The organism is Adhaeribacter aquaticus DSM 16391, assembly GCF_000473365.1.
Lineage (GTDB): Bacteria > Bacteroidota > Bacteroidia > Cytophagales > Hymenobacteraceae > Adhaeribacter > Adhaeribacter aquaticus.
Genome location: NZ_KI421517.1, coordinates 2549204 through 2562345, shown reverse-complemented (window position 1 = coordinate 2562345; position 13142 = coordinate 2549204). Strand labels below are relative to the sequence as shown.

Sequence of the window (13142 nt, the reverse complement as noted above, 5' to 3'; positions counted from 1 at the left end):
AATTTTATTAAAAAACTTAAATGATTCTTTGTTCTACTTCTAATTCAATTTGAAACTTTACAAGAACTTTTTCCTTAACCTGCTCTATTAAGTTTAGTATATCTGCTCCTTTAGCATTATTAAAGTTTATTATAAATCCACTATGCTTCTCAGAAACTTTAGCTCCTCCAATACTATAACCTTTCAATCCTAATTCATCAATCATAGGACCTACAAATTTCCCGGGCGGTCTTTTAAAAACACTTCCTGCATTAGGAAAATCTTTAGGTTGTTTTGCGCAACGTGCCTCTTTTATAGAATCCATCTTCTGGCGAATTAGTGCTTTATCCTTAGGTTCCAATCTTAAGGTAGCATTAGTAATGATCATTCCAGGATTCCGCTGAAAAAAACTGTTCCGGTACTCAAAATTTATTTCTTCTTTTGTAATTTCGTTAAACGTATTGTTATGAGGATTATAATATCTTACTTTTACCAGAAGGTCTTTGATTTCTTCACCTCCAGCGCCGGCATTCATTACAACGGCTCCCCCCACAGAACTAGGTATGTCATAAAACATTTCTAACCCTGATAAGCTTTTTTCATAAGCCATTTCGCTTAACTGTAATAAGGTAGCTCCTGCTTCAACTGTAAAAGTGGTATCATCAAGGAAAATAATACTTTCAAAGTTTCCAGAAAAAATAATAAAGTCTTCTTCGTAATATTCTTTGGATAAGATTATATTATGGCCACTACCAATTAATATTAAATTATTAGTTTTGCCTTGGTATATTTCTCGTATATCTTCTTCTGTATCCGGGAAAAAAGCTCTTGCACAAATAGCTTTAATTTTATAAGAATTATAATTTGTTAAGTCAAAATTTTTAAAAACTTTCATAAAGACTTCTGTATTTTCTGTTTGCCAGAAATAATAAATTGTTTGATAATATCAAAATCACTATTACTATAATATAATATGTCACTAACCCTTACCTTAACTTCTTTAGCGTAAAAGTAAAGGAATAATAAGGCAGCCATGGCATAACTTATTGTAGACGAAAGCGCAGACCCATTAGCCCCATATTTAGGTATGAATAAGAAGTTAAGAACAAGGTTTAAAATAAGGGCAGGAACCATGGCCTTCATGGAAACCCATGGTTTTCCTTTTCCTGCTAAATCCATATTTAGAACTTTGAATATGGTTAATAAGAGAACACCAGGCAGTAATAAAGTTAACACTTGAGCACTTGGTAAGAATGCTTCACCAAATAATAGCTGAATTATAAATTTAGATAGTAACATCAAAATAATGGAAATACTACCTATGGCTATTATGGACAACCTTAATAAGTGCCCGACTTTTTTTGAAAAAGCCTCTCCATCTTTTGAAACCGCACTTCTGGCAAATATTATAGTACTAAAAAGCATGGGTATTTCCCAAAGATATTCTATAAGAGCTACTCCTTTTGAATATATCCCTAATTGGTAAGGCGTAGATAATTTATCAAGTAAAACTACATCGGCTTTGTAATTTAAATTGATAATTAATAAAGAAATAGCATATACTACGCCTAATGAAGCCAATGATTTGATTACCTTATATTCAATTTTTAAAGAAAATGATTTTATAAAGTCATTTTTTAAAAAAAGGTAGCTAGCCATAAATAATGGACCGGCAACAGCCGCCATCAGGGCTCCATAAATGCTATATTTAAATACTATTATTAAAAGAACTGAAAAAATAAATATAAAAAATGCGGGTAGCCAGTTTATTTTGTTGTAGCTGCTTATTTTATTTTGACCCAAAAATAAACCAGAATTGTAGGTGTTAAAAAGATTAAAAGGAATAGGTAACGTTGCAAGTAATATAAGAATTATATTATTTCCAGCGCTACTAAACTCTTTTATAAGAACGAAGCATACTATAAAACTAAAAATTGTTGAAAAAAGCCATAACTGGGCAATACCTCTTTTTATGGATTCTATGTTAAAGGTTCCTTTTCCTATATAAAACGTAGTAGCTTGGCTAACTCCTAACGAGCCTATAGTCATAAAAAGGGCTGGATATACAGCCAAAGCGGTTATGGTCCCATTTAATTCAGGTCCTAACCACCTGGCTGTTATTATTGCCCGGCCTAAGCTAAACAATATTATCCCTGCTTTGCTAAGCATTACACTTAGCAAATCTTTTATAAACTTATGCATTAACAACTTCTTGCTCTTCAATTTCAATTGAAATGCCTAAACCTTTAAGTTTTTGTTGCAGGTTATTATATCCTCTTAAAGCCATTTCAACATTATAAATTTCTGATTCTCCTTCTGCCAATAATGCTGCCATCACTAAAGCCATGCTACCTCTAAGATCTGTTGATTGGGCGGAAGCAGCCTGTAGTTTAACACCTCCATGGGTGGTAATAGCACCTTTAGTCCATTCTAAGCCACCAGGGTAAAATTTGCTTAATTCTTCGCAATATTTCATCCTTTCTGGGTACCGGTAATCATAAACTCGGCTGATTCCATCTCCGTGTAGACCTAATAATACATAAAAAGGCTGCATATCTGAAATTACTCCGGGGTGGGTGCCACAAGCTAATTCGAATGGCTGGATGTTACCATTTATAAGAGAATCAGGAGAAACAATTACATTTCTGGTATTTCTGTAAAAGTCGATACCTGCTTCTTGTAAATGGATTAAGGGGATTTCCATAGTTGAAAAAGGAACATCTTCAACTACTATTTTGCCACCGGAAATAATGCCGTAAACCATCCAGGTTAGGGCTTCAATCCGGTCTGGCATCACTCTATAGATGGAGCCCCGTAAGTAATCGCTACCAATAACCCTTACAAAGCTATTTCCAACTACATCTATTTTAGCACCGAGGGTTCTAAGGAAATCTATTAAACTTTCTACCTCAGGTGAGATATAAGCATTTTTGATAGTTGTTTCTCCTTTTACTATTGCTGCAGAAATTAAGGCGTTTTCAGTTCCTCCAATTGTTGATATAGGAAAGTTTATTTCACCGGGTTGGAATCCATTGGGAGCAGATACCTCAATATAATCAGGTGTTTCAGTTACTTTTGCGCCAAGCTTTTCCCAAACCATTATATGCAGGTCATAGCCTCTGCTGCCAATCTTACAACCACCTGGGTAGGGAATACGGGCGACTCCAGAACGTTTAATTAACCCTGCTACTAATAAGTAGGTGGTACGGATTGGGTAATCATAGTTTAGCAGTAATGTATCGGAATAACCAGTAGCATCTATATTTAAGAATTGTTCTTCTTCGTTAATTAAAACTTTGCCGCCACTTTTATTAATGAAATCTACTTTGTACCGGGCATCTACTAATTCTGTTGGAAAATTCTCGAGCTTTACAGGTTCATCAGCTATTAGTGACGCGGCTAAAAGCCGGGTTGCCGCATTCTTTGCTCCGCTTACTCTAACAGTACCTTCAGGTACCTGGCCTCCTTTGATTCTTGCAAGTAAGTTACTTTTCATGCTTGATAATTGAATTTAGAATTTATTTTTGTTTGGGAGTTTTTAATAAACCCCGTGTTTTATTAAGTTAATATGTTAAATTTAATACTTCCACTGCTATTCTAGAGCAGAATAAAGCTTAACTTTTTAGAAAATATATTTTCAGGTGGTTTGCATTTCATTAGTGAAGTCAAAAGGACAAGCTATATGAGTTTACACTCCTACTTTACTTTTCTTTCCTTTTTCTTCATAACCATAACCATAACCATAACCATAACCATATCCATATCCATAGCCATATCCATTTCCTTTTTTAGCATCATTCATTACTATCATCGGATGGTTAAGCTTTTTATTTTTATAAACATCATTATTGATTGACTGTAACTGCGCCTTGAATGTGTAATTATAACGAACAATAAATATGCTGGAATCAATATAGGGAGCTAGGGTAAAAGCATCTGCTACCTGTCCTACAGGCGGGGTATCCAGAATTACATAATCAAAAACTTCTTGTAATGTTTCCAGTAAATGCTTCACCTTAGGACTTAACATTAATTCGCCTGGATTTGGAGGTATTGGACCAGAGCCTATCACAAAGAGGTTCTCCATAATTCGAGATGGTTGTACAATATCATCTAACATAATATTATCAGAAACAAGATAATTAGCTATACCGGGCTCATTAGGCAAACCTAAAGTTTCTAATAATTTTGGTTTCCGTAAATCAAATCCCAATACCACTACTTTTTTACCAGTTAAAGCCAGACTTGCACCTAAGTTAAGACTAAAGAAAGTTTTACCCTCCCCACTCATACTGGAAGTAATCAATACAACTTTATTGGGTTTTCCTAAGGTTGCATATTTTAAGTTAGCCCGAATAAGACGGAACATTTCCGCTGTTGAGGTTCTGTTCTCCTCCGTTACTACCACAGCACTGCCAGACTTGTCATGCGGCAACTCTCCCAGTATAGGCATAGAAGTAACCTGCTCTACTTCTTTTTTCTCCTGTACCTTATCGTTTAATAATTCTTTAATAAACAAAGCAGCAAATGGAACACCAACTCCTGCCAACATAGCGATCAGGTAAACCAGCATCTTTTTGGGATTTACCGGGTCTTTACCAACTTTTGCGGGGTCTAATACCCTGGAGTTAGATACCGCTGCGGCCAATGTAACGGCTGATTCTTCTCTTTTTTGAAGAAGATATAGGTAAAGACCTTGTTTTATACCTTGCTGCCGTTGAATTTCCAGCAATTCACGTTCAATGGAAGGGACATTATGAATTCTGGATTTGAAAGAAGCCATATTGGCTTTGAGTTTATCACGGGTAATTTTTAACCCGTTTTTTATATTTTTTAAATTTTCCAGGATATTTACCCGCAAGTTTGCTAGCTGGTCATTTATATTTTGCACCAATAAGCTATTGGCTTGCGTAGTACGGAGCATTCGCTCCCGTTCCTGCTGCAGTTCATTAAACTTGCTAATTAGGCCCAGTAGGGTAGGGTCCTGTACACTTAAAGTACTCGGTACTAACTGATAATTTTGACCGGATTTATTTAAATAAGTTTCAATTGACTCCAGAACATCCAGTTGGATATCAAAATCAGCTAATTGCTTATTATACTGGCTGGCACTTTCCACGTATAGTTTGGCTTCTGAGCTTACATCTGTTAGTTCATTGGATCTTTTATAACGCTCAACATCTTTTTCGACATCTGATAATTCCGCTGTAATAAACCGTAAGCGTTCGTCTATAAAATTGATAGTATTGGATGCAACTGCATTTTTATCTTCTAATGCTTCTTTGTTATAAACCTCTATTAATTTGTTTATGATATCCTTTCCTTTTTCCCGAACCGGTTCAGTGAGGCTAATTAATAAAACGCTTGCTTTTTTATTAGCAGGGGTAATTTCTATCTTCTGATTGTAGTAAAGGGCTAGTTCTTCAATATCATTAAATTTAATATTAACATCTTGAGGGCTTTTTGACCTGTTGATTATTGTTTTAGCTACTACCGTAAAAACACCATAAGGCTTTTTTATCTGCTGCCCAAAATTATAAACAGTTTTTACCGGATCACCATCCTTGGTGCTTTCTTCCAGTACAAAGCTTTGTTTGTCCTTAATGTGAAGTGCTAACCTTGTTTTATAAGCTTCATCAGTCAATCTTTTAACAATAACTTTTACAGGTACTTCTTCTCCATAAATTTCTACATCATGAATACGACCTACTTTAAAAAACGAGGTTTCTAAAGAAAGCTCTTTTAGTACCCGTTCCATTAAACTGGAAGCCGTTAAGACTTCTATTTCGTTATCTATAATCTTGCTGGATTGAAAGATGTCCAGATCGCTAAAAGCTGAACCTCCCAGGAGCCCGGACCCTTTTTGATCGTCTTTGATTAATAATTTACTCTTAATATTGTAGTGTGGCGTCGCATATCGTAGGTAAATAAAGGCCAAGGCTAAGCTCAAAATAATTCCGATCAGGAATAAATACCAATAATGCAGATACTTGAAAAGCAACGATTTTAAATCTATTTCTTCCGTGGCTTCCGGTTTAAATTGTAAAAATTCTTTTTCTGTCATGGAAATATAATTTATAATAATCTTGAGGCAACAACTATGAGCAATGTGGTCAATGAAGCAATAATAGATATTGTTCGGGTATTCGTACTCGCCTGCACCTGTTTCATCTTATCCGGTTCTATATAAATCACATCATTTTGCTGCAGATAAAAATAAGGTGAATTTAGAATTTCCTTGTTATTCAGGTTAAGGCGTGTCATCTTACGTATTCCATTTTCCTCACGTATTATTAATACATTTTCCCTTTTTCCAAAAGCTGTCATGTCGCCGGCCATACCCAATGCTTCGAGGATATTGATTCTTTCGGAAGGAATGCTAAAAGTAGCCGGTCGATTAACTTCACCTACTACAGTTATTTTGAAATTCAGAAAACGTACATTTATTATAGGATCTTTTAGATGAAGTTTTAGCTGGTTTTTTAACATTTCTGTAGCCTGAGTTTTGGTAAGGCCTACCAGTTTTATCTTTCCTAAAACAGGAAAATCAATACTACCGGTTTTGTCTACTAAGTAACCTTCTCTGGCCAATTCACTATTATTACTTCTGGATAAACTAAAATCTGTAATTGTTTTGGCTTGGGCTGCCACCCCTGTATTAAACAATGCATTTGCTTCAGGGTTTAAACTGGTTACAGTTATGCTTAGCAAATCATAAGTTTGAATCTTAGGATCTATATCGTTTAATATTGCTTCTTCGTAAGCCGTATTTTGTTTTAAGTCACTAAAGTAAGCCAGATTTCTAGGCGTACATGAAAAGTTGAAAATAATGGCAACTAACAGAAAGTAGTTTAATTTCATTTTGTAATACAAAGTATACACCAGACTTAGTTTATAATAAAAAATTTATATTTTTAAAACCTTATTAGTTAATAAACGTATTGCAATTTATAAAAAAAAAATTAGTATAAAAAAATTAAAGATTTAGTTAAAAATATATAAATCTTATAATTAAGTTCTTTCTTTATAGAAAAAAATTTAAAATTGCACCTTTTGCTAAGCGTAGTATATACAATTGTAAACCTCATTAAATTCCATTTGTTAGGAAAAAATTGACTTCTCAAGTCCTTTTTTTTATGCTCATTAAGTAGCCTTACTAGAGGTAAATAAAAAAGGAGAAAAATCTAAATTATTTGTTTATTGTTTCTCTCTATGAAGAAGTTATTTTCTTTTAAGCTGTTATTATGTAGGCTTGACTCAAAGAAAGATTTTATACCTATTAAATTTTCACTCATAAAATAAATTTTATTTTTTATGAATTTGCTCCTCATCAAATTTATTATGTTTTATAGGGGTATTCTGAGCTAAGGTGTTATTTCTTACTTAAAATTTTTACATTTTTCTAAAAGTCCTTAAGTAAGGAAGAATATGAAGTTCGTATTTAATTATCGCTTCATTCATACTAGTTACGGATAATAACAGGTAAATTTGCATAATTAAAATGGTAATCCATTTTTTCTGAACTAATAAATCTGTGAATATAGCCTCATCTTATATTAGGCATCCCCATATTAGTATGCATTATGTAGCTTCTTTACTACTAATTCTATTTTTTATTAATAGATCGTATGCCCAAAACTTTGCTGGAATTCGAACTAGTAATAAAGTAGGATTTGTAAAACAATTGGTTAATCCTGCTTTTAAGGCTGATATGCCGGATAAGTGGTCCGTTCATATTTTCTCATTTCAAGGAAATCTGGCTGGTTCTAATGCATCTTTAAATTGGAGCAGTTTACCTAGGTTAACAACAGAAACCCTTAAAGAAAAATGGGTAAGTAGTTCCAAAAATACTTTTGTTTTTGCTTCTGCAGAAATGCTTGGGCCAGCGGTTATGTGGCGTACTCCCAAAATTGGAGTACTTTCTTTTTCTACTCGTTCGCGGCTTTATGTAAATGGATACAATCTAGATGGAAGAATCATAGCCGATATTGATGATCATGGAGTAGAAATGGTTTCTCACCCTTATACGGTTGGTCCTAAATTATTTATGAGGGCTAATAATACAATGTTAAATGAGTTGGTTTTAGGTTGGGCAGATAAAATATGGGAAAAAGGGGCGCATCAATTAAGAGGAGGAGTAAATGTTAAGTATATTTCGGGTGTTAGTAATGCCAGCTTGGCAATAGAGGAGTTCAATGGAACAGTAAGGTATAATAAGCAACTGCCGGATTCCTATTTAACAGATGCTAGTGGAGTTTTAAGTACAAGGACTGCTGGTAAATCTTTGAACCATATAGGATTGTTTGATCTCTTTAAAATGAGAAAAGGAGGTCTTGGGGCTGATATAGGGTTTAGTTACGAATTTCATTCAAGAGAAGAAAAGAAGACTTATCTGCTAAAATTTGCACTTGCTCTAAATGATATAGGTGCAGTGGCTTTTCAACCCGATTCTAAATATAGTATAAATTATGATGTAAGTATACCCGCTAATAAACAATTTTACTTTCACGAAGGATTAAGTGGCTCAGAGTTTAACAAGGCGGCGAGTGTTTTTGATAAATATCCGGCTTATTTTAAAGAAACAGCCGTAGCTACAACGTCTTATAGAATTGGTTTGCCCACTACCTTGAATTGGTCTGTTGATTATAATCTTGATAAAGGGTTCTTTGTAAATTTCGAGGCGCAGGAAAACTTGCGAAAGATAGGATCTCCTGCAGCCATTTATACCTATAGCTTTTATGCACTTACGCCTCGGTATGAAAATGATAGAGTAGGTGTTTTTCTGCCTTTAAGTTATAATCCTTTAAGTAAAATGCAGGCTGGCTTAGCTTTGCGTTTTGGACCCGTATTTATTGGGTCCGGGAGCTTATTTACGGCATTAGGAAAGAGTAAACAGCTGGACGGCTTCTTTGGCGTAAGCTTTAGTAAAAAAGCCACTAAGCCTTAGACCGGCAGCTATTCTTCTGAAGATCACTAAATAGCTTTGGCAACCTCAGGCTTATTTACCTCATATCGCTTTTTCAATTTTAGAATAGGTTGCTCTAAATACCGGTAGGACAACTCAGCGGCCACAATAGAAGCTACGAAGCGGAGCAGGGTAACTGTAAGCAGGTTGCTCACATTGCCGGGCTCTCGCAGGTTTTCGAGTACCAGGAAGATAGGGAAGTGGTACATGTAAATACCATAGGAGCGTTTCCCCAGCCACCGAAGTACTTTGTTGGTTAAAAAGGAATGATTGGGCTTCTTTACTGCTATAAACACGGTAAAGGCACAGATGATATTGGTCAGGATAAAGCCCCCATTGCGCCAGTACAGGTTGGTTTCGCCGACAGCCACCAGAATCGTGATAAAAAAGATAAATAATCCCGCTAAAAATAAGGTGGCAGTAGTGTTGGGTAAGGTGGTATTTTTATACTTTGGTTTGTTCAGGATTACGGATAATAAAACGCCTAGTAAAATGCCATCTATCCGGCATAAGGTAAACCGGTAAGCATCCACGGTAATTAAACCATTCAAAAGCTGAATTTCGGAATTAAAGGCATATATCCGAAAAGCTACTCCGGCTAGTATTAAAGCCGATAAAAATAGAATACGGTTGCGCCGGGAGGTTTTAAAGAAGAACCAGGCAGCAATAAACGGCCAGACCAGGTAAAAATGCTCTTCCACGGATAAAGACCAGATATGCGTTAAGTTACCCGCTACTTTATCCGGAATAAAATTTAAAAAGTACAATAAAGCCGATAGGGTAGCAGTGCTTTGATCGGCACCCGGATAATGACTGGTGTAAGGCCAGAAAATATTGGCTAATAATACGACTAACAAGAGGGGTGGCAGGAGTCGTAACGCACGGCGGGCATAAAACTTAGAAATGGATATTTTACCGGTAGTGTTGTATTCGTTCTGCAGTAAAGAGGTAATGAGGTAGCCACTTAAAACAAAGAAAAGATCTACGCCAATCCAGCCCCCATGGAAAAAGCCATAGCTGCCGTGATGAAGCAAAACCAGAAAAGCGGCAAAGCCTCGGATGCCATCGAAGCTTGCAATGTGCTGAAAGGTATTGTCCTTTTGAATTTCCCGGATTGTAGTCGATTCTAATTTGGGAGGGGATGGAGAAAGTAACACAATCTTTTTCTGTTTGAATAAATTTATTTCCGGCCAATAATGCTCAGTTATTTAAATAGAATACTGGTTTAAAAGTTCCTTTTACCATTTAATCACTGACCTGTTTTTGTTATCAGGTTCATTATAAGAGCATTAAATTTTAGTTTAGTGAAGCGCTTTTACAAATTTACTTATTAGATAAGTGACTTGTAGCCTTTAAATGAAGCAACTCTTACAAAATTAGCGAAGGAAACGGTTTTTAAGTATTCCTTTAACCAGTTGATACGCTTTCTTTTTTAGGAGCAGCACGCTTGCCATTGGGAATAAAAAAAAGCCACTTACAATTTATATTTGTAAGTGGCTTTTTTGTTTTGCTCCCCCTCTTGGGCTTGAACCAAGGACCCCATGATTAACAGTCATGTGCTCTAACCAACTGAGCTAAGGAGGAGTTTACTTTTCAGTTTTGCTACTGCGCTGCTGAATTGTGATGCAATATTACGGCAGTTTTCGGTTCTACGCAAGTATTTGGCATAAAAAAATTAAATATTTTTTTCGAAGCGGAGTAAGATTATTCTTAGTTGTTGATGTACAGTAAATTGCCGTTGAGGCTGGTGCCGTACAATCTGAGCGGGTAAGCAGCCGGTCCACCGGTTACCCGGCCGGTTAAATCGAATTGGGAGTTGCAGCAGCCACACTTCAGAAATAAACCCGACGGATCTACGCTCACCAGGGCACAGGCATCAGCGGGTTTATAACTGCAGGTGCGCTCAATGGCCAGGTAGTGATTAGCATTTTGTCGGATAACAATAAGGCCGCGTAAACCACCATTAATATACACGTAGCCGTTGTCTCGTCGCAGTTGGTTGTATTGGATGTTGGTTAAGTTGAGTTGTTCGTTTACGGGCACATAAGGGATTTGGGGGGCTACCGTATCTTTGCCGCAAGCAACAGCCGTTAGTAAACTGATAAAAAAGAAGAGCCTACGGAGCATTAGTTAGAGCGGATAAAAGTTTTGATTTAAATACCGGTCAGGTGCTGTTTAAGTTTTAACCTGAACCGGTTCCTGTATAAACGATAAAAGCCAGCCGTTATTTTGAATATACCGGCTGGCTTTTTATTTCTTAACTTTTATCACCTATAACGACTCAAACTGCCGCAGGAAGCGAATGTCGTTTTCGGTGAATAAGCGTAAATCTTTAATCTGGTATTTCAGCATGGTGATGCGTTCGATACCCATTCCAAAAGCGAAACCAGAATATTTCTCCGGATCTATGTTACAATTTTTAAGCACTTCCGGGTCTACCATGCCGGAGCCGCCAATTTCTACCCAGCCGGTATGCTTGCAGATATTACAGCCCGTTCCTTTACAGATAAGGCAGGAAATATCTATTTCGGCACTGGGTTCAGTAAATGGGAAAAAGGAGGGCCGGAAACGGATTTTAGTTTCTTTGCCAAACATTTCCTGCACAAAGTAATATAGCGTTTGTTTCAGGTCGGCAAAGCTGACGTTTTCATCAATAAACAAACCTTCTATCTGGTGGAAAACGCAGTGTGCCCGGGCTGATATAGCTTCGTTGCGGTACACCCGTCCCGGGGATAAGGTGCGGATAGGCGGTTTCTCGTTTTCCATGACCCGTACCTGTACACTGGAGGTATGCGTACGCAACAACATATCGCCTTCTACAAAGAACGTGTCCTGCATGTCGCGGGCCGGGTGGTTCTCGGGGAAGTTCAGGGCCGTAAAGTTATGCCAGTCATCTTCTATTTCGGGACCTTCGGACAAGTTGAAGCCTAAGCGTTCGAAAATGCGGATGATTTCTTCGCGCACGACCGAAAGCGGGTGGCGGGTACCCATGGTATGGGGTACCGGTGGTAAGCTGAAATCAATGGCTAATTCGAAATTGCCCACGGAAGCATCTAACTGCTCCAGGGCCTGGGTGAATTTTGCCTGAGCCTGTTCTTTTAATTTATTTACTTCCTGGCCGTAAGCTTTTCGTTGGTCAGGCGCAATATTTTTGATATCGTCAAACAGGTCGGCTATCTGGCCCTTGCGACCGGTATATAAAATGCGGAACTGCTCCAGTTGCTCTTTATTGCTGATGTCAAAAGCAGCAACTTCTTGGGCTATTTTCGTTACTTTCTCAAACATAATATGCAAATATAGGCAGTAATCCGGTTTTATCCAGAGCCTAAGCGGTATTGGTGCAATTGATATATTTTTCCCTGATTTATTTTTCGTGGTTCATCCGCCCATTTCGGTCATTCAGGGATAAAATTTACCTTTTAAAGGATTTTTATTTTTCCTAAAGCAATCTGATAATCACATTTGTGCCTGCGTAATCTTTGGAATAGTATGGTTTTTCTTTAAAAGATATAAAAATTTTGATGGAAACTTGGGAAACAAAAAAAGTTTCTATAGTTTCGTGCTGAGATTTTAAAGCTGGATGGAGATCAAGGAAAAAATTTTAGTTGAGTCCTTTAAGTTGTTTTTGAACAGGGGCATCAAGAGTGTATCGATGGATGATATAGCCTTGAAACTGGGGGCCTCAAAAAAAACGATTTATAAGTGGTTTCAGAACAAAGATGAAATTGTAGGGGCAGCCCTGCAGGCTTATTTAGGTGATATGAACCAGGATTGCCAGCAATTTTCAGTGGAGGCACAGAATGCGGTGGAAGAACTTTTTAATATCATGGGCATGATGCGGAAGCGGTTAGCCGGGGTTCATCATTCGGTTTTTTATGATTTACAGAAGTATCACCCCAAAGCTTACCAATTGTGGGTTGATCATAAAAATAACGTCCTCTTTCAGCAGATAGTAGCAAATTTAAAAAGAGGCATAGAAGAAGGTTTATACCGCAGCGATATTGATATAGAGATTTTGGCCAGACTGCGCTTGCTGCAAACCGAGCATAGCTTTAACCCGGAGTTTTTTCCGCCTGACCAGTTTAACATGCAAAAGGTGCAATTAGCCATACTGGATCATTTTATGATGGGAATTGCCTCTTTAAAAGGGCATAAACTAATAAATAAATACAAAGAAGTTACCGAAGTAGAATAAATA

10 protein-coding genes and 1 tRNA gene are annotated in these 13142 nt (G+C 36.8%); 2 read left to right on the top strand and 9 right to left on the bottom strand.

Annotation, left to right across the window (positions count from 1 at the left end; all coding sequences use genetic code 11):
- Nucleotides 1-16: 16 nt before the first annotated feature.
- From murB to ADHAQ_RS0113365, 5 genes are all read right to left on the bottom strand, one after another.
- Nucleotides 17-874 carry a UDP-N-acetylmuramate dehydrogenase gene (gene murB, locus ADHAQ_RS0113385; protein ID WP_026463366.1) on the bottom strand — a complete coding sequence of 286 codons (858 nt, stop codon included), beginning with the start codon at nucleotides 872-874 and terminating at the stop codon, nucleotides 17-19.
- On the bottom strand, nucleotides 871-2202 hold the full coding sequence (locus ADHAQ_RS0113380) for an oligosaccharide flippase family protein (protein ID WP_245590614.1): 1332 nt from the start codon (nucleotides 2200-2202) through the stop codon (nucleotides 871-873). The genes murB and ADHAQ_RS0113380 overlap by 4 nt, the downstream gene beginning before the upstream one ends.
- Complete coding sequence (locus ADHAQ_RS0113375) at nucleotides 2174-3475, bottom strand: UDP-N-acetylglucosamine 1-carboxyvinyltransferase (RefSeq protein WP_026463364.1); 1302 nt, start codon at nucleotides 3473-3475, stop codon at nucleotides 2174-2176. Before ADHAQ_RS0113375 ends, ADHAQ_RS0113380 begins: the two co-directional genes overlap by 29 nt.
- A 192-nt stretch (nucleotides 3476-3667) precedes the next feature.
- Nucleotides 3668-6043, bottom strand: a complete 2376-nt coding sequence (locus tag ADHAQ_RS25655; protein ID WP_034256810.1) for a GumC family protein — start codon at nucleotides 6041-6043, stop codon at nucleotides 3668-3670.
- A gap of 11 nt (nucleotides 6044-6054) precedes the next feature.
- Nucleotides 6055-6840: a polysaccharide biosynthesis/export family protein gene (locus ADHAQ_RS0113365; RefSeq protein WP_026463363.1), complete on the bottom strand. Its 786-nt coding sequence runs from the start codon at nucleotides 6838-6840 to the stop codon at nucleotides 6055-6057.
- A gap of 673 nt (nucleotides 6841-7513) precedes the next feature.
- Between ADHAQ_RS0113365 and ADHAQ_RS0113360 the strand changes: the two genes are divergently transcribed.
- Nucleotides 7514-8926 carry a DUF5723 family protein gene (locus ADHAQ_RS0113360; protein ID WP_157433414.1) on the top strand — a complete coding sequence of 471 codons (1413 nt, stop codon included), beginning with the start codon at nucleotides 7514-7516 and terminating at the stop codon, nucleotides 8924-8926.
- Nucleotides 8927-8952: 26 nt separating this feature from the next.
- Here ADHAQ_RS0113360 and ADHAQ_RS0113355 read toward each other — a convergent pair whose 3' ends face one another.
- The 4 genes from ADHAQ_RS0113355 to ADHAQ_RS0113340 all read right to left on the bottom strand — a co-directional run bounded on the left by ADHAQ_RS0113355 (nucleotide 8953) and on the right by ADHAQ_RS0113340 (nucleotide 12229).
- Nucleotides 8953-10101, bottom strand: coding sequence for an acyltransferase family protein (locus ADHAQ_RS0113355; RefSeq protein WP_026463361.1), 1149 nt, complete (start codon nucleotides 10099-10101; stop codon nucleotides 8953-8955).
- Nucleotides 10102-10454: 353 nt separating this feature from the next.
- Nucleotides 10455-10528, bottom strand: a tRNA-Asn gene (locus ADHAQ_RS0113350).
- Nucleotides 10529-10654: 126 nt separating this feature from the next.
- Nucleotides 10655-11071 carry a Rieske (2Fe-2S) protein gene (locus tag ADHAQ_RS0113345; RefSeq protein WP_026463360.1) on the bottom strand — a complete coding sequence of 139 codons (417 nt, stop codon included), beginning with the start codon at nucleotides 11069-11071 and terminating at the stop codon, nucleotides 10655-10657.
- Between the two features lie 144 nt (nucleotides 11072-11215).
- On the bottom strand, nucleotides 11216-12229 hold the full coding sequence (locus tag ADHAQ_RS0113340; RefSeq protein WP_026463359.1) for a phenylalanine--tRNA ligase subunit alpha: 1014 nt from the start codon (nucleotides 12227-12229) through the stop codon (nucleotides 11216-11218).
- A 295-nt stretch (nucleotides 12230-12524) separates the two neighbouring features.
- Between ADHAQ_RS0113340 and ADHAQ_RS0113335 the strand changes: the two genes are divergently transcribed.
- On the top strand, nucleotides 12525-13139 hold the full coding sequence (locus tag ADHAQ_RS0113335) for a TetR/AcrR family transcriptional regulator (protein ID WP_026463358.1): 615 nt from the start codon (nucleotides 12525-12527) through the stop codon (nucleotides 13137-13139).
- The last annotated feature ends 3 nt before the right edge of the window (nucleotides 13140-13142 follow it).